This window comes from Arthrobacter ruber (assembly GCF_002954225.1).
Taxonomy (GTDB): domain Bacteria; phylum Actinomycetota; class Actinomycetes; order Actinomycetales; family Micrococcaceae; genus Arthrobacter_D; species Arthrobacter_D ruber.
Genome location: NZ_PPTH01000014.1, coordinates 169,182 through 191,901, shown reverse-complemented (window position 1 = coordinate 191,901; position 22,720 = coordinate 169,182). Strand labels below are relative to the sequence as shown.

At 69.4% G+C, this 22,720-nt stretch carries 18 protein-coding genes; 13 read left to right on the top strand and 5 right to left on the bottom strand.

The genetic code is table 11. From position 1 onward, the window contains the following. Positions 1 to 17: 17 nt before the first annotated feature. From CI785_RS06000 to CI785_RS05990, 3 genes are read right to left on the bottom strand one after another with little or no spacing between them, the layout of a single operon-like run. Positions 18 to 929 carry an alpha/beta fold hydrolase gene (locus tag CI785_RS06000; RefSeq protein WP_205753572.1) on the bottom strand — a complete coding sequence of 304 codons (912 nt, stop codon included), beginning with the start codon at positions 927 to 929 and terminating at the stop codon, positions 18 to 20. Beyond that, positions 926 to 1,777 (bottom strand): SDR family NAD(P)-dependent oxidoreductase, encoded by an 852-nt coding sequence (locus CI785_RS05995; RefSeq protein ID WP_105031181.1) that lies wholly within the window; start codon positions 1,775 to 1,777, stop codon positions 926 to 928. The genes CI785_RS06000 and CI785_RS05995 overlap by 4 nt, the downstream gene beginning before the upstream one ends. Next, positions 1,774 to 3,297: a flavin-containing monooxygenase gene (locus CI785_RS05990; protein ID WP_105031180.1), complete on the bottom strand. Its 1,524-nt coding sequence runs from the start codon at positions 3,295 to 3,297 to the stop codon at positions 1,774 to 1,776. The genes CI785_RS05995 and CI785_RS05990 overlap by 4 nt, the downstream gene beginning before the upstream one ends. Before the next feature lie 70 nt (positions 3,298 to 3,367). On the opposite strand from CI785_RS05990, the gene CI785_RS05985 reads away from it, so the two are divergent. Together CI785_RS05985 and CI785_RS05980 are read left to right on the top strand one after the other, a co-directional pair. Then, a complete protein-coding gene (locus CI785_RS05985; RefSeq protein ID WP_105031179.1) occupies positions 3,368 to 4,459 on the top strand; it encodes an AraC family transcriptional regulator in 1,092 nt (363 codons plus the stop codon). Between the two features lie 87 nt (positions 4,460 to 4,546). Continuing rightward, positions 4,547 to 4,861, top strand: a complete 315-nt coding sequence (locus tag CI785_RS05980; RefSeq protein ID WP_105031178.1) for a DUF6457 domain-containing protein — start codon at positions 4,547 to 4,549, stop codon at positions 4,859 to 4,861. 55 nt (positions 4,862 to 4,916) lie between these two features. Here the strand turns inward: CI785_RS05980 and CI785_RS05975 are convergent, their stop codons facing one another. Both CI785_RS05975 and CI785_RS05970 read right to left on the bottom strand, forming a co-directional pair. Continuing rightward, on the bottom strand, positions 4,917 to 6,179 hold the full coding sequence (locus tag CI785_RS05975) for an MFS transporter (RefSeq protein WP_105031177.1): 1,263 nt from the start codon (positions 6,177 to 6,179) through the stop codon (positions 4,917 to 4,919). 170 nt (positions 6,180 to 6,349) lie between these two features. Beyond that, entirely contained in the window at positions 6,350 to 8,770 is a 2,421-nt protein-coding gene (locus CI785_RS05970) for an FdhF/YdeP family oxidoreductase (protein WP_105031176.1), read from the bottom strand. Positions 8,771 to 9,103: 333 nt separating this feature from the next. Between CI785_RS05970 and CI785_RS05965 the strand changes: the two genes are divergently transcribed. The 11 genes from CI785_RS05965 to CI785_RS05915 all read left to right on the top strand — a co-directional run bounded on the left by CI785_RS05965 (position 9,104) and on the right by CI785_RS05915 (position 22,669). Next, the gene (locus tag CI785_RS05965; RefSeq protein ID WP_105031175.1) at positions 9,104 to 9,697 is read left to right on the top strand and encodes a MarR family winged helix-turn-helix transcriptional regulator; all 594 of its coding nucleotides are present in this window, start codon (positions 9,104 to 9,106) and stop codon (positions 9,695 to 9,697) included. Positions 9,698 to 9,783: 86 nt separating this feature from the next. Further along, positions 9,784 to 11,595, top strand: coding sequence for an MFS transporter (locus tag CI785_RS05960; RefSeq protein WP_240615046.1), 1,812 nt, complete (start codon positions 9,784 to 9,786; stop codon positions 11,593 to 11,595). A 210-nt stretch (positions 11,596 to 11,805) separates the two neighbouring features. Beyond that, complete coding sequence (locus CI785_RS05955; RefSeq protein ID WP_105031173.1) at positions 11,806 to 12,822, top strand: LacI family DNA-binding transcriptional regulator; 1,017 nt, start codon at positions 11,806 to 11,808, stop codon at positions 12,820 to 12,822. A 115-nt stretch (positions 12,823 to 12,937) separates the two neighbouring features. After that, positions 12,938 to 14,245: an ABC transporter substrate-binding protein gene (locus CI785_RS05950; RefSeq protein ID WP_105031172.1), complete on the top strand. Its 1,308-nt coding sequence runs from the start codon at positions 12,938 to 12,940 to the stop codon at positions 14,243 to 14,245. 85 nt (positions 14,246 to 14,330) lie between these two features. Further along, a complete protein-coding gene (locus CI785_RS05945) occupies positions 14,331 to 15,287 on the top strand; it encodes a carbohydrate ABC transporter permease (protein WP_105031171.1) in 957 nt (318 codons plus the stop codon). Then, positions 15,287 to 16,183 (top strand): carbohydrate ABC transporter permease, encoded by an 897-nt coding sequence (locus CI785_RS05940; protein ID WP_105031170.1) that lies wholly within the window; start codon positions 15,287 to 15,289, stop codon positions 16,181 to 16,183. Before CI785_RS05945 ends, CI785_RS05940 begins: the two co-directional genes overlap by 1 nt. A gap of 2 nt (positions 16,184 to 16,185) precedes the next feature. Beyond that, the gene (yicI, locus tag CI785_RS05935) at positions 16,186 to 18,540 is read left to right on the top strand and encodes an alpha-xylosidase (RefSeq protein ID WP_105031169.1); all 2,355 of its coding nucleotides are present in this window, start codon (positions 16,186 to 16,188) and stop codon (positions 18,538 to 18,540) included. Further along, positions 18,537 to 19,271, top strand: coding sequence for a glutamine amidotransferase (locus CI785_RS05930; RefSeq protein WP_105031168.1), 735 nt, complete (start codon positions 18,537 to 18,539; stop codon positions 19,269 to 19,271). Before yicI ends, CI785_RS05930 begins: the two co-directional genes overlap by 4 nt. A 123-nt stretch (positions 19,272 to 19,394) precedes the next feature. Further along, complete coding sequence (locus CI785_RS05925; RefSeq protein ID WP_105031167.1) at positions 19,395 to 19,784, top strand: hypothetical protein; 390 nt, start codon at positions 19,395 to 19,397, stop codon at positions 19,782 to 19,784. 284 nt (positions 19,785 to 20,068) lie between these two features. Continuing rightward, positions 20,069 to 21,286 (top strand): NAD(P)/FAD-dependent oxidoreductase, encoded by a 1,218-nt coding sequence (locus tag CI785_RS05920; RefSeq protein WP_105031300.1) that lies wholly within the window; start codon positions 20,069 to 20,071, stop codon positions 21,284 to 21,286. A gap of 156 nt (positions 21,287 to 21,442) precedes the next feature. Continuing rightward, entirely contained in the window at positions 21,443 to 22,669 is a 1,227-nt protein-coding gene (locus CI785_RS05915) for a glycerophosphodiester phosphodiesterase family protein (RefSeq protein ID WP_105031166.1), read from the top strand. Positions 22,670 to 22,720: the final 51 nt, after the last annotated feature.

The following is a 22,720-nucleotide window of genomic DNA, read 5'->3' as shown; positions in this document are numbered from 1 at the left end:
AAGGGCCGCTCCGGACCCTACCCTCCCGCCTCGAGTCCGCCGATGAACCGTCGCACGAGGGCGTCGAACTCCTCCTCGCGCTCGATCTGCGGCATGTGCCCGGTCTTCTCGAACAGGTGGAACTCAGCGTGCGGGAAGACCTGACGTGCGTGCTCGAGGTGCGACGCCGGGAGGATGCGGTCCTCGGCGCCCCACACCACGAGCGTCGGCTTCCGCTGTGCCGCGACCGTACGGAGCAGCCGCGTCCGCCAGCGCCGCCGTACTCCGCGGACGGTCCCGAGGTGACTCGCGACGGCGATCAGGACGTCGTCGCGCCCGGGATTCCGGCTCACCTCCTGCGCGTGGTCGAGTCGCTCCTCGGTGACGAACTTCTTGTCGTAGAACAGCGCGCGTTCCGTGCGGTACGCGACCTTGCGCGACTTGTCCTTCATGAGCCGCCGGGCCAGCGGGCGAATCGCGAGGACGCGCAGTGCGATGGTGACCTCCTTGCCGAAGCCCGCACTGTTCGCCAGGACGAGGCTCCGTACGCGCTCCGGTTCGAGCGCGCTGATCTTCATGGCCACCGCGCCTCCCAGGGAGTTGCCCACCACGTGCAGCGGCCGGTGCTCGCCCAGGAGATCCAGGGCCGCGATGACGAACCGCGCGAGCGATTCGAGCGAGTACCGGCCGGTGGTCCGTTCGGAGAGGCCGAAGCCCGGGAGGTCCACGCTGATGACGCGGTGGTCCGGTGCGAGTCTGCCGTACAGCCCCTCCCAGTCCTCCAGGCTGCGCCCGATGCCGTGCAGCAGGAGGACGGGGGACCGGTCCCGCGCGCCCTGGTCCCGGTAGCGGACGCGGATCCCGTGCACGCGCAGGTAGCCGTCGTCGGGCCCTGCGGGAACCGCGTCCGTGCCCGGGGCGCCGCCGACGCCGATGTGGCGCGCGGTCACCGCCGCACCTTCCCGGCGAGGCGCACGAGCCTGGTGGCGCCGCGTTCGAGGGTACCGAAGGACATCGGGGCCAGGCGGGCGACGACGTCGGGCACCTTCGCGCTGAGGCCGATCAGCAGGCGCGGCCTGCGGGCCTTGACGGCCTCGAGCATGAGCTCGGCGGCCCTCTCGGCCGGGAACGTGAGCAGCTTGTCGAAGTCGGCCTGCGCGCGGGCCACATCGACCCCGCTCAGGTTGCCGCCGATCCGCGCATTGCGGGCGATGTCCGTCCGGATGCCGCCGGGGTGCACGGTCGTGGTGCCGATGCCCCGGGGCAGCAGTTCGTTGCGGAGCGCCTCCGTGAAACCGCGCAGCGCGAACTTGCTGGACGAGTAGGCGGTCTGTCCCCTGGGACCCACGAGGCCGAACAGGCTCGAGACGTTCACGATGTGCGCGCCCGGGACCATCCTCGGCAGCAGGTGGTAGGTGAGGCGTACGGGTGCGGTGAAGTTGATGGACATGACCCAGTCGAAGTCGTCCAGGCTGATCTGGTCGAACGTGCCGGCCAGTGCCACACCGGCGTTGTTGACGAGGAGGTCCACGCGGTCGGTCGCGGCCAGCAGGTCCGCGGCGAGGCGCTCGACGGCGTCGCGCTCGGCGAGGTCCGCGACGAACGTGGTGACGGCGCTGCCCGGGAAGGTGGAGCGGATGGACGCCGCGACGCCCTCGAGCCTCCCGGCGTCCCGGTCGACGAGCAGCAGGGTGCTCCCGCGTTCGGCGAGGCCGCGGGCGAGGTGCTCGCCCATGCCACCGGCGGCTCCGGTGACGATGGCGGTGGCACCGCTGAACTGGAAGGGGCGGAGGCTCATGCGTGGATCTCCTGCAGGTCGGGCGCCGGGGCGGCGGGCGGGGCGGGGGCATCGAACACCATGTTCCGGGCGAGGTTGCCGCGGAGCGCTGTGGGGGCGTCCAGCAGGTAGTTCTGCCGCATGGTCCACGGCTGCCGGTCGCCCTGCTTGGGGAACGCCCCGACCGCGCGCTGCACGTACCCGGAGGTCAGGTCCAGGATCGGGCGGGCCTTCATGGCGTCGTCGGGCACCGGGGCGCCGTAGCGGTGCCCGTGGCGGTCCATGTAGCGGATGAGGCGGCAGACGTAGCGTGAGCTGAGGTCGGCCCGGAGCGTCCACGAGGCGTTGGTGTAGCCGACGCACAGCGCGAGGTTGGGGACGCCGCTGACCATCAGGCCGCGGTACACCCAGGAGTCGCCGAGGTCCACCGGCTGCCCGTCCACGGTGAAGGTGGCGCCGCCGAGCGGCAGCATCGCCAGGCCCGTGGCCGGGACGACGACGTCGGCCTCGAGTTCCTGCCCCGAGGCCAGGCGGATGCCGGTCGGGGTGAAGGTGTCGATGGTGTCCGTGACCACGGAGGCCTTGCCGGACTTCAGGGCCTTGAAGAAGTCGGCACTCGGCGCCACGCACAGGCGCTGGTCCCACGGGTTGTAGGCGGGCGTGAAGTTCTCCTCGACGGTCTTCTCGTCCCCGAGGATGCGCGCGGTCTGCGTCCGGATGAGCTTCTTCGCGATCTCCGGACGCCGGCGGCACAGCTGGTAGAACGCCTGCGTGAACAGCACGTTCTTGGCCCGGGCCACGTGGTGCGCCATCCCGGCGGGCAGCCGGCGGCGTGCGGCGTCGGAGAATCTGTCGCGGCTCGGCACGGCGGTGATGTAGGTGGGGGAGCGCTGCAGCATGGTCACGTGCGCGGCGTCCTCCGCCATCGACGGCACGAGCGTGACCGCGGTGGCGCCGCTGCCGATCACGACGACGCGCTTGCCCGCGTAGTCGAGGTCCTCCGGCCAGAACTGGGGGCGCACGGTCTCGCCCCGGAAGGACTCGTGGCCGGGGAAGGACGGCTCGTATCCGCGCTCGTAGTCGTAGTAGCCGCTGCACAGGTAGAGGAACCCGCAGGTGAGCTGCCGCCGCGTCGTCGTGGCCCGGCCGGCGCCGTCGTCGTCCGTCACGTCCAGCTCCAGCGTCCAGCGGGCGTCCGCGGAGGACCAGGCCGCGCCGACGAGCTTCGTGGAGAAGCGGATGCGCTCGCGGATGCGGGGATCCTCGGCGGTCTCGCGGATGTACTGCAGGATGGAGGAGCCGTCGGCGATCGCCTTCGCCTCCGTCCAGGGGCGGAACGGGTAGCCGAGGGTGAACATGTCGCTGTCGGAACGGACACCGGGGTACCGGAAGAGGTCCCAGGTGCCGCCGATCGCCGCACGCGCCTCGAGGACGGCGAAGCTCTTGCCCGGCAGTCCCGTGGAGACGCGGTAGGCGGCGCCGATGCCGGAGAGACCGGCGCCCACGATCACGACGTCGAGGTGTTCGGGAGAAGAGTCCATCCCTCCATTATTCGGGCTGCACCCTGACCCGCACTTGACTCCACGCGACACCTCTTTACCCTTGGACGACATGGGCTCCGTCATCCGATCCGCCGGCATGCGGGGCTTCCGCGAGGTCGTCGAGCAGTTCGGCGGCGACCCCGATGCGCTCGCGGCGCGGTACCGGGTCCCGCTGGAGGCCATCAGCAGCGACGACGTCCTCGTCTCGGACGTCGCCATGGCCAAGCTGCTGGAGGGTGCGGCGCGCGACCTGCCCTGCCCGGACCTCGGCCTGCGGATGTCGGAGTACCAGGACATCGGCATCCTCGGTCCTCTCGCCGTGGCCGTGCAGAACTCGCCGACGGTCGGCGCGGCCCTCGCGTGCGCCTCCCAGTTCCTCTTCCTGCACAGCCCCGTGCTCCGCTTCACGATCATCCCCGACCCCGAGGGGCGTGCCGGGGACGTAGGCCTGTGCTACGGATCCTCCCAGGGCGCGCCGCCGCGGCAGGCCACGGACGCGATCCTCGCCTTCGCGCACCGCATGATCCGCTTCCTCGTGGACGGGCCCTACGCCCTGCACTCGGTCCACCTCTCGCACCAGCCGAAGGCCCCCGCCGCCCGCTATGCCGAGTTCTTCGGCGCCGAGGTGCGGTTCGGGCAAGCGGCATCGCTGCTGCGTGTGCCGCGGAGCCTGCTGGACCGGCCGCTGGCAGGAGTGGACGACACCCTCCGGGAGATCGCCCTCGACTACCTGCACAGCCACTTCCCGGAACCGGGACGCGTCGTCGCCCCGCAGGTGCGCAACGCCATCGACCGCGTGCTCGGCACCTCGCCGCCGCGGATCGACTCCGCCGCCCGGCTCCTCGGGATGCACCCGCGGACCCTGCAGCGCCGGCTGGCCGCCGAGGGTTCCTCCTTCGAGGCCCTGCTCGACGACGCCCGCCGGGACGCCGCGCTGCGGTTGCTCACCCGCACGGATCTTCCGCTGCAGCAGGTCGCAGGCCTCGTGGGACTGTCGGAGCAGTCGGCGCTGACGCGGTGCGTGCGCCGTTGGTACGGCGCGACGCCGAGCGTGCTGCGCGCCGGCGGACCGGACGCCGAGGGGACCATCGGCACGGCTGTCCTGCGGGGGCTTCCGCGGGACGAAGTCAAGAACCACCGGACATGCGCCGAGGGTCCTTGAAGCGTAGGAGCACCGATGCTAAAGCTTGGGGGACCGTTGCCGGCGCGAGTCGGCAGCCACGGACTGCACCCGATACGAGGAGACACCATGGCAACGCCCGACGACGACGACCGCACCCTCAACGAGTGGAGCCGGACCCTGACGCAGGCCCTGCAGATCCTCGATCTCGACGTGGATCACCCGAGGATCGTGGAGCTGGCCGAACGCTCATCGCACCACGTGGGACCGCATGCCGGCGTCATCAGCGCCTTTCTGGTCGGCTACGCCGCGGGCACCGTCACCACGAAGGACCGCGAGGAGACGAGCGCCGCCGTCGAGAAGGCCGCGAACACCGTCACCACCGTCATCGTGAAGGACGAGGAGACACAGGAGCAGAAGGGCTGGACGGGGTCCGCGCAGTAGGGCCTGCCGTCCCGGTCTGAAGGCCGGCGCCCGTGGACACCGCCCACGGGCGCCGTCAGGCCGGGACCGGCGTGCGCGTCCGCGAACTCGGCAGGCGCGCGACCGTCCAGACCAGTGCGGAGGCCACGAGCACGGCGGTTGCTCCACCGAGGCCCGAGTAGCCCAGCAGGACGAGGGCAGGGCCCGCGACGGCACCGCCCAGCGCACCGGCCAGATTCATGACGAGGTCCGAGGAGCCCTGCACGGGGGCGCGTTCGGAGACGTCCACGGCTCCTGCGAGCAGGGCGGACGCCGACACCACGCACGCGGACCAGCCGAGACCCAGCAGGATCAGGCTGACGGTCACCCAGAACTCCGAACCGGAACCGCGCCACGCGGTCAGAAGGGCCGCGACCAGGAGGACCTGCCCCACGAGGATGCCCTGGACCCGGCCGGCGCGGTCGGCGATCCAGCCGAACAGGGGCGACAGTGCGTACATCCCGGCGATGTGCAGACTGATGGTCAGTCCGACGATCGACAGGCCGGCGCCGTGGTCGTGCAGGTGCACGGGGGTCATGGACATGAGCGAGACCATGGCGGCGTGGCTCACCGCGATGGTCACCACGGCGAAGCGTGCGGTGGAATTCCGCGCGAGGACGGCGAGGCCGCGCCTCCGCACCGGGGCGGGACTGTCGGCCGGACGGTCCTCGGCATCGCGGCGCAGGGCGGTGAGCAGCGGATCCGGGCGCAGTCCCAGCGAATAGACCAGCGCCGCTGCCGCCTGGGCCGCCGCTGTGAAGACGAAACCGCCGCTGAGTGCAGGGATACCGAGGACCCCGGCCAGGGCCTGACCCGGTTCGAAGAGGTTGGGGCCGAGGACGGCGCCGATCGTAGTGGACCACACCACGACGGCGAGACTGCGCCCGCGTGTCGCGTCGGTGGCGAGGTCCGTGGCCGCGAAGCGAGCCTGGAGTCCTACCGCGGCTCCTGCCCCGAGCAGCACCAGGGCTACGAGCAGGAGCGGGAAGAGGGCGAGCGAGGCCGCCGTGATCGCGAGCAACGCTCCGCAGCAGGCGACGACGGCGCCCGCCGCGAGGGACACGCGGCGCCCCCTGCGCTGGGCGAGCGTCGCCAGGGGGACGGCTGCCGCGGCGGCACCGAGCGTGGCCATGGTGGCGGCCATCCCGGACCATGCGCTGGAGCCCGACGTCTCGGCCGCGAGGAGCGCCCCGAGGGACAGCGTGGCCCCGGCGCCGATCCCGCCCAGGATCTGGGCGACGACGAGGACGCGGATGACGTGGCGTTGCTGATCATCCTGCTGCTGGTCCTGCTGGTCCATGTCGCCCCCGGTCACTGTGACCGCAGCAGTCTACGGCGGATCGCAGGGCCCGTCCTGCCGGGGGACGGCCGATCATGTGCCGGCTCCGACCCGGATCACACGACCGCCCGGCCGGGCACATCCGGTCGGGCGGTCGGCATGTCCGTCGGCATGTCGGTCGTCGAGGGGCGTCAGGCGATCGTGGCCGCAGCCTCCTTCGCCGGTGTCTCCTCCGTGCGGGCAGCCGGGAAGCCGTCAGCCTCCGCCTCGGGGACCGGGGCCGTCGCTGCCGCGTAATGCTCGGTGGGTGCGGTGTGTGTACTCGGTTCGAACCGCACGATGATCTGCTTCGACGTCGGCGTGTTGCTGCCCTGTGCCACCTCGTCCAGCGGGACGAGGACATTCGCCTCCGGGTAGTAGGAGGCGGCACAGCCACGCGCCGTCGGGTAGGAGACGACGCGGTAGGCGCGCAGCACGCGCTGGATGCCGTCGTCGTACACGCCGTGGATGTCCACGTTCTGCCCGTCCTTCAGGCCCAGGTCGGCGATGTCCTCCGGGTTGATGAACACCACGTGGCGGCCCTTCTTGATGCCGCGGTACCTGTCGTTGTGGCTGTAGATCGTGGTGTTCCACTGGTCGTGAGAGCGCAGCGACTGCAGGATCAGCGTGCCCTCGGGGCGCTCGAGGTACTCGAGGTCGTTGACGGTGAGGACGGCCTTGCCGGTGGGCGTGTTGAACGTCCGTGAATCCCTCGGGCCGTTCGGCATCACGAAACCGCCGTCGAGGCGGATCCTGCGGTTGTAGTCCTCACATCCCTCGACCACGCGGGAGATGTGGTCACGGATGAGGTCGTAGTCCTTCTCGAAGCCTTCCCAGTCGGCATCGATCTTCCCGCCGAAGGTGGCGCGGGCGAGGCGGCTGATGATCGCCGGCTCGGAGAGCAGGTTGTCGGAGACCGGCTCCACGCTGCCCCGGGAGGGGTGCACTGCGCACACCGTGTCCTCGACGGAGACGAACTGCTCACCCGTGGCCTGGCGATCGATCTCCGTGCGGCCCTTGCAGGGCAGGATCAGCGCCTCCTCGCCCGTGATCAGGTGCGAGCGGTTCAGCTTGATGGAGATCTGCACCGTCATGTCGGTCTTCCGGAACGCCTCCTCGGCAACCTGCGTGTCCGAGATGGCGGAGACGATGTTCCCCCCGAGGGCGATGTACGTCTTGATGTGACCGTCGCGCATGCGCTTGATGGACTCGACGGCGTCTACACCGTGGTCACGGGGCGGTTCGAAGGAGAACTCCTTGCCGAGCGCATCCATGAAGGTGGTGGGCATCTGCTCCCAGATGCCCATGGTGCGATCGCCCTGCACGTTGCTGTGACCGCGGATGGGCGAGGCGCCTGCCCCGGGCTTGCCGATATTGCCACGCAGCAGCAGGAGGTTGATCATCTCCTTGATGGTGGCCACGCCCTTCTTCTGCTGCGTGATGCCCATGGCCCAGGTGATGATCACCTTGTCGGCCGCGAGGTAGCGGGCAGCCAGTTCGTCGATCTCCTCGATCCGGAGTCCCGTGGCCTCGACGACGGTGGCGTCATCGAGCGTCAGCAGGTACTCGCGGAGTTCGTCGAGGCCCTCGCAGTGCTCCTCGAGGAACGCGTGGTCCAGGACCGTCCCGGGATTCCTCGCCTCGGCCTCGAACACGCGCTTGGACACGGCCTGCAGCAGCGCCATGTCACCGCCCAGCCGGATCTGGAGGAACTGGTCGGCGATCTCGGTGCCCTTGCCGGCGATGCCCTTGACCTTCTGGGGGTTCTTGTACCGCTTGAGGGCCGCTTCGGGCAGCGGGTTCACGGCCACGATCTGCCCGCCGGTCTCCTTGCACGCCTCGAGCTCGGTGAGCATGCGGGGGTGGTTGGTCCCGGGGTTCTGGCCCATGACGATGATGAGGTCCGCATTGGCGTAGTCGTCGAACGTGACGGTGGCCTTGCCGATGCCGATGGTCTGGCCCATGGCCCAGCCGGAGGACTCGTGGCACATGTTGGAGCAGTCGGGCAGGTTGTTGGTGCCGAAGCCGCGCGCGAAGAGCTGGTACAGGAACGCTGCCTCGTTCGACGTGCGGCCACTGGTGTAGAAGGCGGCCTCGTCGGGGGAGTCGAGGCTCTTCAGCTTGTTGCCGATGATCTCGAAGGCCTCATCCCAGCTGACGGGCCGGTAGTGGTCCTCACCGGCCGGCTTGTAGACGGGTTCGACGAGACGGCCCTGCATGCCCAGCCAGAACTCGGACCGCTCACGGAGATCGCTGATGGAGTTCTCGGCCCAGAACTTCGGGGAGATGACCACCGGGGCTGCTTCCCAGGTGACGGCCTTGGCGCCGTTCTCGCAGAACTCGAAGGTCTTGCGCTTGGCGGGGTCCGGCCAGGCGCAGCTGGGACAGTCGAAACCGTCCTTGTGGTTCATCTTGAGGACGGTCTTGAGCGTGCGCTCCACGCCCATGTGCTCGATGGCGGGCTTCATGGAGTAGTAGACGCCCGGCAGGCCCGCCGCCCACTCCTTGGGCCGGTCCTCGACCGTGAGGTTCTTCTCGTCCGGCTCGACTACCCGGGGTTCCTTGCGTGTCATGGCGAACGTCCTTCTCCGCGGCCCGGCCCGGGCGCTCCTCGACAGGTGATCCAACTGCCCTTGTGTATCAGGCCTAACAGGGTGTCGGTCCAAACCGCAAGCATCCTGAGCAGATTCCACGGCGGCTTGACGCCTGGATGCCCTGTCCGCGCGGCGGGCGGCGCTCCTGAACGGCGCGGTGTGCGAGTCGGGCAGACCCACGATCCGGCGATCCGGGCGGGTCCGGCGGGTAGTGGAGCGCGAGGGGCGCCCGCGGCTTATTTAGTTGACCTAACGAAATGAGAAGCGTACTGTTACTTAGAGCAACAAAGTATTCGAGCCCGGGAGCCCTTCATGTCGGTCGCGCAGCACACCGCCGCTGAGCTGGTGCACAACATCTTCGACCTGCAGCGCGCCCTGCGCGGGGTCATGGCGGCCGGCATGAAGTACTCCGAGCTGGGGCCGGCGCACACCGGCGTCCTGTTCTTCATCGGAGAGGGCGGCCCCATGCGGGCGTCCGCCCTTGCGGCGAAGCTCGGCATCGGGCCGTCCGCCCTGAGCCGGCAGCTCGCGGACCTCGAGCAGTACGGGTTCGTGCTGCGCACCCCGGATCCCCTGGACGGCCGGGCGTGCCTGCTCTCGCTGTCCGGGGAGGGGCAGAGGTACCTCGCGGACACCTACGAGCGCAGGGCGGAGACGTTGCGGGAGATCCTGTCCGACTGGACCGAGAGCGAGGCCGAGGCGGCGTCGCGATCGGTCCAGCAACTCACCCTCGCCCTCCGCTCCGCGGCCCCGCTCGGGACGGGGCAGACGGGCCGTGCGGGACCACCCAGGGCACACCGCACCGAAGCACGCTCCACCGAACGCCGCACCACCGAAGACCGCACGGGCAATGACGGCCGTCATCACCTGGACCCCACGTCCGAGATCACGAAGGAAGAACGCTGATGGCCACCCATCCCACCACGACGAGGACCGCCGAGGCCGCCGGGCCGCAACCTGTGTCGACACCCCAGCCCCGGGCTGGCGAACCCATGAGCCACAAGCAGATCCTGCAGGCGCTCACGGGTCTGCTCGCGGGCCTGTTCACGGCGATCCTCAGCAGCACGATCGTGGCGAACGCCCTGCCCACGATCATGAGCGACCTCAACGGCTCCCAGACGGACTTCGCCTGGGTCATCACGGCCGCGCTGCTCGCCAATGCGGCCACCACGCCCATCTGGGGCAAGTTCGCCGACCTGTTCGACAAGAAGATCCTGGTGCAGGCCAGCATCGTCATCTTCGTGGCGGGCTCCGTCCTCGCGGGCCTCGCGCAGACCATCCCGCTGCTGCTGACGGCGCGCGTCATCCAGGGTGTGGCCATGGGCGGCCTCACCGCACTCGCGCAGGCCATCATCGGCACCATCATCGCGCCACGTGAGCGTGGCCGGTACTCCGGCTACATGGGCGGCGTCATGGCCGTGGCGACCGCGGGCGGGCCTCTCCTCGGCGGCTTCATCGTCGACTCCCCGCTGGGCTGGCGCTGGACGTTCTTCGTCTGCGTGCCGCTCGCGATCATCGCCCTGGTCCTGCTGCAGGTCACGCTGAAGCTCCCCGACACGCGCCGCAAGGCACGCATCGACTGGCTCGGCTCCATCCTCCTGACCGCCGGCGTCAGCCTGCTGCTCATCTGGGTCTCCTTCGCCGGCAAGGAGGGCTACTACGAGTGGTTCTCCCGAGAATCCGCCCTGATGGTCGGCGGCAGCGTCATCCTGCTGGCGCTCCTCCTCGTGGTCGAGTCCAAGGTGGCCGAGCCCATCATCCCGCTCAAGATCATCTCCGAGCGCACCACGGCCCTGGCGATCATCGCCTCGATCGCCGTCGGCATCGCGCTGTTCGCCAGCTCGAGCTACCTCGGCCAGTACTACCAGGTGGCTCGCGGCGCGACGCCCACCGAGGCCGGCCTGCTCACGCTGCCCATGATCGCCGGCAACCTGCTCGGCTCCATCGGTGCCGGCATGCTCGTCACCAAGTTCGGGAAGTGGAAGCGGTACATCGTCGCCGGCGCCCTGTTCCTCATCGCGGGCCTCGGCCTGGCCGGCACCATCGACCACCTGACCGACCTCCGGCTCGTGGGCATCTACACCTTCGTCTTCGGCCTGGGACTCGGTCTCATGCTGCAGAACCTCGTCCTCGCCGTCCAGAACACGGTGGCCGTGAAGGACATCGGGTCCGCCAGTGCCTCGGTGGCGTTCTTCCGCTCCATGGGCGGTGCCGCGGGCGTCGCCGTCCTCGGTGCCATCCTCGGTACGCAGGTGGAGAACAGGACCACCGAAGGTCTCGAGGCTGCGGGGATCCCCACCACCGGCGGTGCTGCAGGGGGTTCGCTCGACCTCGTCGATCTCCCCGCGCCCATCGCCGACATCGTGCGCGCCGCCTACGGCGACAGCACGGCCATGATCTTCCTCATCACGGCGGTCATCGCGGTGATCGGCCTCGTGTGCGTCCTGTTCATCAAGGAGTCGCCGTTGCGCCGCACCGTCGACTTCGCCCCGGCGGCCCCCGCGGGTCCTGCCGGATCGGTGTCCCCGGCCGCCACCGGGACGGAGCCCGGTGGCGCAGGGTCGCCGGCCGCCGGTGCCCCGGCAACGCAGGCGCAGTCCTCGACCGCCGCTGCCCGCCCCGCCGATGAGACAGGCGTCGAGAGCGTGCGGCACGCACAGCCCGACGTCGTCGCCGTGCAGCCGTCCCACGGCAGGCACAGTGCCGGACCCCTCGAGATCTCGAAGGCCGACGTCGACCGCGTGGCCCGGGAGCTGACCGAACTCGAGGCCGAACTCACGGACCGCGCGGACGCCCGCCGCTAGTCACTCGTCCTCGGATCGGAACAGGCCACCGGGAGATCCCGGTGGCCTGTTCGTGTGCCGACCCGGGACTATTTGTTCCGCAGGGCTGCAAAACCCTTGCCCTGTCGGTCAGTGTGCCGTAGCGTACTGGCCATCGGTCGTCGAAACGTTTAGACGACCGGTCGTCGGAGCAGGTGCGACGCCCTCATCCCAGCGGACACAGGAGTCGGCATGGCGAATATCCACGACGTCGCGCGCGTCGCCGGTGTGTCCATCAGCACCGTCTCCTACGCTCTGAGTGGCAAGCGCCCCATCGGTGAGAAGACCCGGCTGCGCATCGACGAGGCGGTGCGCGAACTCGACTACATGCCGAACGCTGCCGGCCGGATGCTTGCAGGGACGCGTACTCGGATCTTCGCGCTCACGGCGCCGCTGAGGAGTGACACCTACGCGCCCGCCCACATGGCATTCGTCCTGTCCGTGGTCACGGCGGCCCGGAAGTACGACTACGACGTCCTGCTCCTCACCGAGGACGAGGCGACGGACGGGCTCCGTCGTGTCTCCTCGAGCAGGCTCGTGGACGGCATCATCGTGCTGGACGTCTCCATGAACGACGAGCGCGCAGATCTCGTGCGATCGCTCGGTGTACCTGCGGCCCTTATCGGGGTGCCCCGGAACGCGGAGGGCCTGGTCTGCGTGGACCTGGATTTCGAGGCCGCGGCGGGTCTCGCCGTCGATCGGCTGGTCGATGCCGGGCACACCTCCCTGGCGCTCCTCGGGCACCCGGCGGCCGTCTACGAGCGCGGCTCCAACTTCCCCATGCGCTTCCGGGACGGTTTCCTGCGCCGGGCGGCCGAACGCGAGGTCGCCGCGTCCTTCACCATGGTCGAGAAGGAGGCAGCTCAGGTCCGCTCCGCCCTGGCCGAGCTCCTCGACGCCGATCAGGCGCCCACGGGACTCGTGGTCCACGGGGAGGAGGGCGTCCATAAGACACTCCTCGACGCCGTAGCGGGGCGTGGCCTGTCCATCCCCGGCGACCTGTCCATCATCGCGGGCGTGCCGACCTTCGACACCTCCGCCTTCACCCCGCCACTGAACGTCATCCCGCTCATCCCGGCGGATTCCTGCACCCGTGCGGTCGAGCTCGCAGTCCAGCAGCTCGACGGCGCCGTCGCCCCGCGCGTCGAGCTCGTCGCGCCCAGATACCGCGATCACGGCTCGGTCGCGGCACCCCGACCGGGCCCCTAGCGCCGGTCTCCTGTCCACTGTCAGGTTCCACTCCGAGGGGCCTGGGTCCATCTATCGAAACGTTTCGACAAATGCCGCCCGCCAGAGGGCGTCCGGCCACTACAAGGGAGTAGCGATGAAGAACAGCAGAATGATCCTAGGGGCAGCCCTGACGGCCGCAGCCCTCGCCCTGTCGGGCTGCTCGAGCTCCGGCTCGGGCTCGGACCCCGGGTCGGGAGGGGAGGGGGACACCCTCAAGCTCTGGCACTTCGAGAGCGAGACGAGCGCCATGGGCATCGCTTGGGCCGAGGCCATCAGGGTGTTCGAGGAGGAGACCGGCGCAACGGTCGAGTTCGAGGAACGCAGCTTCGAGCAGATCCGCTCCACTGCGAGCCAGGTCCTGAACTCGGACGAGGCGCCGGATCTCCTCGAGTACAACAAGGGCAACGCGACGGCCGGCTTGCTCTCCAGCCAGGGCCTGCTCACCAACCTTGACGACGCCGTCGAGCAGTACGGGTGGGACGACAAGCTCGCACCCTCGCTGCAGACCACGGCGAAGTACGACGAGCAGGGCATCATGGGCTCCGGCAGCTGGTTCGGCGTCCCCAACTACGGGGAGTTCGTCGAGGTCTACTACAACCAGGACATGTTCACCGCGGCGGGCCTCGAGGTACCGACCACGCTGGCCGAATTCGAGCAGGTGCTGCAGGCCTTCACCGACCAGGGTGTCACCCCGATGGCGCAGTCAGCTGCCGAGTACCCGCTGGGCCAGCTCTGGTACCAGCTCGCCCTGACGAAGGCGGACCGCGGCTGGGTCGAGGACTACCAGCTCTACAAGAACCCGGTGGACTGGCAGGGCGAGGAGGTCTCGTTCGCCACGGAGACGGTGAAGGACTGGACCGACAAGGGCTACATCTCGACCAACGCCACCGGCTCGACTGCGGAGGATGCGGGCACCGCCTTCATCAACGGCACCAACCCGATCTTCTTCTCGGGCAGCTGGTGGCACAACCGGTTCACCACCGAGGCCACCGGCTTCGAATGGGGCACATTCCTCTTCCCCGAGGCCGAGCTCGCCCCGGGGTCCGCGGGCAACATGTGGGCCGTGCCGGAGAACGCCGCGAACAAGGACCTCGCCTACGAGTTCATCGACATCACCATGCGCCCCGAGATCCAGAACCTGATCGGCAACAACGGCGGCGTCCCGGTCGCCGCCGATCCGGCGGACATCACCGACGAGAAGAGCTCGGAGCTCATCTCGAACTTCAACGCCCTCACCGAGAAGGACGGCATCGCCTTCTACCCGGACTGGCCCACGCCCACCTTCTACGACGAGTTGAACGCCGGCCTCCAGGAGCTGATGAACGGCACGAAGTCGCCGGAGGAGTTCCAGCAGCAGATCGGCGAGCAGTACCAGAGCGGCGTCGACGACATCGTCGGCTGACCGAAGCATCCCTCCGGCCGCGCCCCGTCCCTCCCGGCGGCGGCGCGGTCGGGCCCCTGACCCCTGCCCTGGAAGGTGCACGCCCATGGCGATCGCAACCCGGTCGAAGGAGCGCACTGCGCGCCCGACCACCAGTCTCATCCCCGGCTCCAGCCGCAATTCCTTCTGGTTCTACCTGCTGCCGGGTCTCGCCCTGCTCACGCTCGTCATCGTGGTACCGCTGCTGTGGAACGTCTACCTGACCTTCACCTCCTACCGCGGTATCCGCCCGCCGGAGTTCATCGGCCTCGAGAACTGGGTGGAGCTCTTCGGTGACACCACGTTCTGGACCTCGTTCCGCAACTCCGTCGCCATGATCGTCGCGATGGTGGTGGTGCCCACGGTGCTCGGCCTCGTCCTCGCGGCGATGCTGTTCGACCTCATCGGTCGGAAGTTCGGCGGGCGCCTCGCGAGTTTCCTGCGGGCCACCTACTACCTGCCGCAGATCCTCCCCGGCGTCATCGCGGCGATCGTGATCGGCTGGATCCTCCGGCCCGAGAACGGCGCGTTGAACCAGGTGCTCGCCGCCATGGGTCTCGGCGGCCTGCAGGGCAACTGGCTCGGCGACCCCGACACCGCGCTGCCGAGCATCATGGTCATCATGGTCTGGGTGCAGCTCGGCTACCCCGTGGTCATCTTCATGGCGGCCCTGCAGCGCGTCGACCCCGAGCTCTACGAGGCCGCCGAGCTCGACGGCGCCAACTGGTTCCAGCGCTTCCGCGCGATCACCGTCAGCATCATCCGGCCCGAGATCTTCGTGGTCACCCTCACGTGCGCCATCGCCGCACTCAAGGTCTTCGGTCCCATCTATGCCCTGACCGGCGGCGGACCCGGCACCTCCACGATCGTGCCCGCGTACTACGCGTACAGCGAGTTCTTCCAGTCCCAGCAGGTGGGTTACGGGGCGACGATCGCCACCGCACTGACAGTGGTCATCGCCGCCGTCAGCATCATCTTCGTCCTCGTGCAGACGAGGCTCGAGCGCAGCGAGGAGGCACGCTGATGGCCGTTCCCACCCTGACCGCCCCTGAGGTGGTCCAGGAACCACCCCGCCAACGACGGCGTTCCGGCCGGTCCCGCAAGACCGTCGGTGACTGGCTCATCCTGGCCGTGGCGGTCCTGATCGGGCTGCTCATCGCGGTCCCGTTCCTGCTGATCCTCGCCAACTCCTTCAAGTCGCCCACCGACTACGCGCAGGGCGGTCCGCTGTCCCTGCCCTCGGCTCTCTACTTCGACGGCATCACCGCGTTCTGGGAGCGCGTGGACTTCCCCCGGAAGCTGTGGAACAGCTTCTTCATCAGCACCGTCGTGGCGGTGCTCGCCGTCGGGATCTCGATGTTCAACGCCTTCGCCCTGGGGATCGGACGGGTGCGCGGACGGACCTGGCTGGTGCTGCTGATCCTGCTCGCCAACATGTTGCCGCAGGAGGTCCTCCTCTACCCGCTGTACTTCATGTTCCGGCAGGTGGGCCTCTACGACAGCGTATGGGCCGTCATCATCATCTTCACCGTCATCCAGAGCGCGTTCGGCACCTACCTGCTGGCGTCGGTGTACGGGACGTTCCCGAAGGAGCTGCTGGAGGCGGCGTCGCTCGACGGCGCGAGCCGCTGGCAGATCCTGTGGCGGGTCATCTTCCCCATCTCGCGGCCCACGCTGAGCGTGCTGCTCATCTTCTTCTTCATCTGGACCTGGAACGAGTTCCTGATCCCGCTGACGTTCCTGGTGGGCAACGACAACCAGACCGTCCCGGTGGCGATCACCGTCCTGCAGGGCGATCGCCTCATGGACGTCACCACCACGAGCGCCTCAGCCCTCCTCGGACTTCTCCCGACGCTCATCTTCTTCCTCATCTTCCAACGCACCCTCACCCGGGGTATCACCGCAGGAGCAGTCAAGTAACCATGAAATTCACCGATGGATTCTGGCATGTCCGCCCCGGCGTCGACGCGCAGTACGCGCAGGAGGCCTACGACATCGAGGCGGTGGACTACCGGCGCCTCGTCGTCTCGGCCCCCACCAGGGTCATCGGGCGCCGCGGCGATACGCTGAACCGGGCTCTGCTGACGGTCACGCTCAGCACCCCGCTCGACGGCGTGATCGGCGTGCGGATCGAGAACCACCGCGGCGACACCCCGCACCGGGGTTTCGAGCTCGTCGGTGCGGTGGATGGGCTCGGCGCGGCGAAGGCGGACGACGACGGCGGTGTCCTCACCGCCGGGCCACTGACTGCACGCATCAGCCGCGGGGCGCCATGGAACCTGTCCTTCGAGGCGGACGGGCGGACGCTCACCTCCAGCGGCCACAAGTCGGTGGGCCGCATGGGTCTCGCGCCGGACGCACCCGTGACCGCCGAGCCGGCCGGCGTCGCCGGGGTGACCGAGACAGGGCGCGCGCCGTCGCCGTCGTACCTCCACGCCCAGCTCTCCCTCGGTGTGGGCGAACTGGTGTACGGCCTGGGGGAGCGCTTCGGCCCACTCGTGAAGAACGGGCAGACCGTGGACATCTGGAACGCCGACGGTGGCACCTCCAGTGAGCAGTCCTACAAGAACGTGCCGTTCTACCTGACCAATCGCGGGTACGGGGTGTTCGTGAACCACCCCGAGCACGTGTCCTTCGAGGTGGGTTCCGAGGCCGTGGAACGCGTGCAGTTCTCGGTGCCGGGGGAGACACTCGAGTACTTCGTGATCTGCGGTCCCACGCCGGCCGACATCCTCGAGCGCTATACGCGCCTGACCGGACGTCCCGCACAGGTGCCCGCGTGGTCCTACGGGCTGTGGCTGTCCACGAGCTTCACCACGGACTACGACGAGGCCACGGTGTCGCGCTTCGTCGACGGCATGGCCGAACGGGATCTGCCGCTGAGCGTCTTCCACTTCGACTGCTTCTGGATGCGGGAGTTCAACTGGACGGACTTCGAGTGGGACCCGCGGGTCTTCCCGGACCCCGAGGGCATGCTCGCACGGCTGCACGGCAAGGGCCTGCGGGTCAGCGCCTGGCTCAACCCGTACATCGGCCAGCGCTCGAAGCTGTTCGACGAGGCAGCACGCGCCGGCTACCTCGTGAAGCGCGACGACGGCACGGTGTGGCAGTGGGACCTGTGGCAGGCGGGCATGGGCCTCGTGGACTTCACGAACCCGGACGCCACCGCCTGGTTCCAGGACAAGATCCGCACACTGCTCGGCCAGGGCGTCGATGCCATCAAGACCGACTTCGGAGAGCGCGTCCCGCTCGGTGTGCGCTGGCACGACGGCACGCCCGCGGAGACCATGCACAACCTCTACCCTCAGCTCTACAACCGGGCCGTGTTCGACGTCCTCGAGGAGGTCCGCGGGACGGGGGAGGCGGTCCTCTTCGCCCGGTCCGCGACCGCGGGCGGGCAGCAGATGCCGGTGCACTGGGGCGGCGACAACTCGTCGTCGTTCGAATCGATGGCCGAGACGCTGCGCGGCGGGCTGTCCCTCGCACTCAGCGGTTTCGGGTACTGGAGCCATGACATCGGTGGATTCGAGGGCTCCCCGGATCCGGCCGTGTTCAAGCGGTGGCTCGCGTTCGGCCTCCTCTCGAGCCATTCACGCCTGCACGGCTCCACCAACTACCGCGTCCCGTGGCTGTTCGACACGGGCGGCGAGCCCGAGGGTCAGAGCGCCGTCGACGTCACCCGGGCCTTCTCCCGGCTGAAGCTCTCCCTCATGCCCTACCTCTACGCGGTGGGCCACGAGGCGCATGAGCGGGGTACGCCCTTCATGCGGCCCTTGCAGCTCGCCTTCCCCGACGATCCCGCCGTCGCCCACCTCGACCGGCAGTACATGCTCGGCCCCGACCTGCTCGTGGCCCCCGTGTTCTCCGCGGACGGCGTGGTGGAGTACTACCTCCCCGCCGGGACGTGGACGCAACTGCTCACCGGGGAGGTGGTCACCGGTGGTGCATGGCGGCGGGAGACGCACGGCTTCGACAGCCTGCCCCTGTGGGTGCGCGGGGGCGCCGTCCTCGTCACCGGCAGCACCTCGGACCGCCCCGACTACGACTACCTGGACGACCCTCTAATCACCGTCTACCCGGGTGCGGCCGATGGCAGCACCGTCCGCGTGGTCACCCCGTCAGGGACCGGGGGCGAGTTCCGGGTGTCGCGCTCCGCGACGGGCTATCGCGTCACGGGTCCGGACGGCAGCGCGTTCCGCGCCCGCCTCGCCGGGGGCGGGGAGGTGGCGTCCGACGACGGTGCCGCGGAGCTGGAGACCAGTAGCATCGGAGGGTGAAACCGTTCCTCCTGCTGGGTACCCGTGCCGAAGACTATGCGGCCGACGCCGAATACCGCAGTTTCCTGCACTACGGCGGGCTCGACGACGACGACCTGTGGCGCATCCGCGTGGAAGCGCAGCCACTGCCGGCCCTGGACCTCGCGGACTACTCCGGGATCTTCCTCGGCGGGAGTCCCTTCAACTCCTCCGATCCCGAGGAGTCCAAGAGCGCCGTCCAGTTGCGGGTGGAGGCCGAGCTCGGCCTGCTGCTGGACCGGGTGGTCGCCGAGGACTTCCCGTTCTTCGGTGCGTGCTACGGCGTCGGGACCCTGGGCCGTCACCAGGGAGCCGTCATCGACACCACGTATGCGGAGCCGGTGGGCACCGTCGAGGTCACGCTGACCGCGGACGGTGCCACCGATCCGCTGCTCGCCGGGTTGCCGTCGTCGTTCGCCGCCTACGTGGGGCACAAGGAGGCGTGTGCCACGCTGCCCGGATCGGCGGTGCTGCTCGCGTCGTCGGCCACGTGTCCCGTGCAGATGTTCCGTGTGGGCCGGAACGTGTACGCCACGCAGTTCCACCCGGAGCTCGACGTCGAGGCACTCGTGGGCAGGATCGACACCTATCGGCATGCGGGGTACTTCCCGGCGGAGCAGGCCGACGAGTACATGGAGCGGGCGCGCGCCACCGTGGTGGACCAGCCCCACGTCATCCTGCGCACGTTCGTCACGCGGTACGCCCGGGACTGACGGTCACCGGGATACCGCGAGCGCCTGCGCCTGCGGTGTACCGGTCTGCGCTGATCCTGTCGCAAAGCTGAGGGTCGTCCGCGCCCCTGCACCCTACGATCAAGGAGTGGGTGATCACGGACGATGAAGGCCGCAGGGCGCGAGCGGGAGGCGCAGCAGGAGCAGGCGAACCGCGCGGCGGAACGTGCCGACCAGCTGCGTGCGGAACTGACGCGGGCGCGCATCGAACTCGAGTTCTTCGAACGCCGGCCGGTCCCTTCCGAGGAGCCTGCCGAGGCCGATCCCGCCCCTGGGTCCCCGCGCGGGGATGTCAGGCGCCGCGGAGGGCCGTCCGGTGTCGCCGTCGGGCTCTGGCTCGTCGCCTTCTACCTGCTGCTCGTCGCCCTCGCGCACGGGACCCCGGACGTCACCGCCGCGGGTGACCTGCTGCACCCGTCCGTTGCCCTGTCCGCGCCTGCCACGCCCGCTACAGACCTGCCCGCGTCCGTCTCGCCTCCGTCCGCAGCTGCGTAGGAGTCTGCTTCTACGGACCGGCCCGCATCCGGTGGGTCCGTACCGCATCGCATCCGTCTCGCCTCCGTCCCCAGCTGCGTAGCAGTCCGGCCCTGCGGGCGCGCCGTATCCGGTGGGTGCGGACCGTATCGCATCCGTCGTCGGAGACAGGTGCAGCCCGGTGAACACTTCCTGTCGCGCGTCGGTGCCGCGCGGTACTGTCGTGGAACAGGCAGGGCGACACGGAAGAGGTAGCTGCCATCGGTTCCAGCACGAGCACCACTCCAGCGGCCCGCACGGTGCCGGTGATCCTTGCGCCCGGCGAGAAGCGGCACCATCGGGTGCTCATCATCGGTGGCGGCAATGCCGGAGTGTCCCTCGCCGGGCGCCTCCGCCGGTACCGCGTCAAGGACATCGCGGTGATCGAGCCGCGCAGCCGCCACCTCTACCAGCCTCTGTTCTCGCACATCGCCGGAGGCACCGCCGACGCCCTCGAGGCCGTCCGGCTGCAGTCCGCGGTGATGCCCCGCGGGATCACCTGGATCCAGGACAAGGCCACGGATGTCAGCACGGACGCGCGGACAGTGCTGCTGGAGTCCGGTTCCGCCGTCACCTACGACCATCTGGTGGTCTGCCCCGGGATCCAGAACGACTGGACCGCCATCCCGGGCCTGAAGCAGGCGATGGAGGGGCCGCACGGGGCGTCGAACTACGAGTACGAGCTCGCACCGAAGGCCTGGAAGCTCTTCAAGGACCTCACGCACGGCACCGTCGTGTTCACGCAGCCGCCCGGACCCGCGTCCTGTGACGGTGCCGCGCAGAAACCCATGTACCTCGCGTGCGACCACTGGCGGCGCCAGGGCGTCCTGAAGGACATCCGGGTGGTCCTCGCCGTCTCCACCCCCACCATCTTCGGCATGGAGATCATCGACGAGGAACTCGGCCGGAAGATCGAGGAGTACGGGATCGAGGTCCGGTACAGCACCGAGCTCGCGTCCGTGGACCCCGAGGGTCGCACGGTGGACCTCACGAACACCGTGAGCGGCGCCTCCGAGACCCTGGCCTACGACGTCCTGCACGCCGTCCCGCCGCAGTCCGCCCCCGAGTGGCTGAAGACCACGGACCTGCCGTCGCCCGGCAACCCCGGCGGCTTCGTGGAGGTGGACCCCGTCATCCTGCGGCATACGCGGTTCCCGGAGATCTGGTCCCTGGGAGATGCCGCGTCCACGCTGAACTCGAAGTCCGGCGCCGCGCTGAGGATGCAGACCAAGGTCCTCGCGAAGAACCTGAAAGCCGTGCTGAAGGGCAGGAAGCCCACCGCGAAGTACAACCACTATTCCGCGTGCCCCTTCGTGGTGAGCCGGGGCACCGTGGTCTTTTCGGAGTTCGACGACAAGTACTCGCCGATGCCCACCATCCCGGGCTGGAACAACCTGGCGCGCGAGCGGAGGCTGACGTACGTCGCCGACCGGATCGTGCTGCCCAAGGTCTACTGGAACCTCATCCTCAAGGGCCGCGCCTGATGCGCTGAGGCACTGCCGGCCGCGTGGGTCGGGTGCCGGTGGGTAGACGAGCCGACACCGGACGTTCACCCGCCGTTGACGGTCACGTCGGATCCGGCCGGTTGGATCGGAGCGAGCGCGCAGCGCTTCCCGCATCCTCCACCCGAAGGACATCCCATGCCCCGTATCGTCCGCTCCATCCGCTCGGCGGCCGCCGTCGCCGTCGGACTCTCGCTGCTCGCCGTCCCCACGACCGCCTCCACGGCGGAGGCCCGGTCCGCCACGAAGCAGCCCGCAGCCGGACCCGTCCTGGTCGGGCACCGCGGCGCCGGGGGGACGGCGCCCGAGAACACCGTGGCCGCCTTCAAGGACGGCCGGGCTTCCGGGGCCGACTTCATCGAGATCGACGTGCAGCTCAGCGCCGACGGCGTCCCGTTCCTCTTCCACGACGACACCCCCGCCCGCACCACCAACGTGGAGGACGTCTTCCCGGGTCGCGCCGGCGATCCCATCACGTCCTTCACCTGGGCCGAACTGCAGCAGCTCGACGCCGGTTCCTACTTCGACGTGCGCTTCACCGGCGAGCGGATCCCGCACCTCGACGACGCCGCGGCCATCGCGACCCGCTCCACCGGCGTGTACATCGAAATCAAGTCGCCCCGGAACTCGCCGGGCGTCGAGGCGCTGGTGGCCGACGAGCTGCGCACCGACCCCGCATGGCAGAAGCTCGTCGCCGCCGACAAGGTGCAGGTGATCGGTTTCGACGAGGCCTCGAACCGGACGTTCGCCGCATTGGCCCCCGAGGTGCCGCTGCAGCAGCTCACCGGCGTGGTGCCGGGCGCCGAGGTGCTGGCCCGGTGGGCCGGCTACGTCGATTCCGTGGGCGCGAACTACCGGGGCCTGACCGCGCAGGACGTCGCCCGCGTCAAGGACGCCGGACTCGTCATGAGCGTCTACACCGTGAACTCACCCGAGGCCGTGCAGGCCGTCGTGGACCTCGGCGTCGACGCCGTGACCACCGACTTCCCCATCCAGAACAGCCGGTACCTCCGCGTGATCCCCGTCTTCCCGGGAGCGGCCGTCGAGATCAGCGGAGCCGTGAACAACCCGGCGGGCGACGACGTCCGGCCCGAGGGCGGCGAGTACGTGACGCTGCGGAACGTATCGGGCTCGGCCGTGGATGTCAGCGGCTACTTCCTCCGCGACGCCGCGAACAACATCCTCCGGGTAGGGGAGGGGTACACGCTGCAGCCCGGCACCGAACTGCGCGTCCACACCGGCCCGGGCACCAGTTCGTCCTCGGCCTACTTCAACGGGCTGACGGCGTCGGTACTCAACAACACGGGCGATTCCCTGGGCCTGTGGTCGCCGGACCTGCGCCTGGTCGACGTCTACGCCAACTGACCGCCCGCAAGGGGACGACGGCGGCGCTGAGGCGCCGCCGTCGTCGTGTCC

Coding starts and splice junctions, on each gene's coding strand:
- CI785_RS05995 (WP_105031181.1), bottom strand. CDS start 1,777: ATGAGCCTCCGCCCCTTCCAGTTCAGCGGTGCCACCGCCATCGTCACC.
- CI785_RS05915 (WP_105031166.1), top strand. CDS start 21,443: ATGCCCCGTATCGTCCGCTCCATCCGCTCGGCGGCCGCCGTCGCCGTC.
- CI785_RS05925 (WP_105031167.1), top strand. CDS start 19,395: ATGAAGGCCGCAGGGCGCGAGCGGGAGGCGCAGCAGGAGCAGGCGAAC.
- CI785_RS05965 (WP_105031175.1), top strand. CDS start 9,104: ATGTCGGTCGCGCAGCACACCGCCGCTGAGCTGGTGCACAACATCTTC.
- CI785_RS05990 (WP_105031180.1), bottom strand. CDS start 3,297: ATGGACTCTTCTCCCGAACACCTCGACGTCGTGATCGTGGGCGCCGGT.
- CI785_RS05975 (WP_105031177.1), bottom strand. CDS start 6,179: ATGGACCAGCAGGACCAGCAGCAGGATGATCAGCAACGCCACGTCATC.
- CI785_RS05945 (WP_105031171.1), top strand. CDS start 14,331: ATGGCGATCGCAACCCGGTCGAAGGAGCGCACTGCGCGCCCGACCACC.
- CI785_RS05940 (WP_105031170.1), top strand. CDS start 15,287: ATGGCCGTTCCCACCCTGACCGCCCCTGAGGTGGTCCAGGAACCACCC.
- CI785_RS05980 (WP_105031178.1), top strand. CDS start 4,547: ATGGCAACGCCCGACGACGACGACCGCACCCTCAACGAGTGGAGCCGG.
- CI785_RS05955 (WP_105031173.1), top strand. CDS start 11,806: ATGGCGAATATCCACGACGTCGCGCGCGTCGCCGGTGTGTCCATCAGC.
- CI785_RS05985 (WP_105031179.1), top strand. CDS start 3,368: ATGGGCTCCGTCATCCGATCCGCCGGCATGCGGGGCTTCCGCGAGGTC.
- yicI (WP_105031169.1), top strand. CDS start 16,186: ATGAAATTCACCGATGGATTCTGGCATGTCCGCCCCGGCGTCGACGCG.
- CI785_RS05960 (WP_240615046.1), top strand. CDS start 9,784: ATGAGCCACAAGCAGATCCTGCAGGCGCTCACGGGTCTGCTCGCGGGC.
- CI785_RS05970 (WP_105031176.1), bottom strand. CDS start 8,770: ATGACACGCAAGGAACCCCGGGTAGTCGAGCCGGACGAGAAGAACCTC.
- CI785_RS05950 (WP_105031172.1), top strand. CDS start 12,938: ATGAAGAACAGCAGAATGATCCTAGGGGCAGCCCTGACGGCCGCAGCC.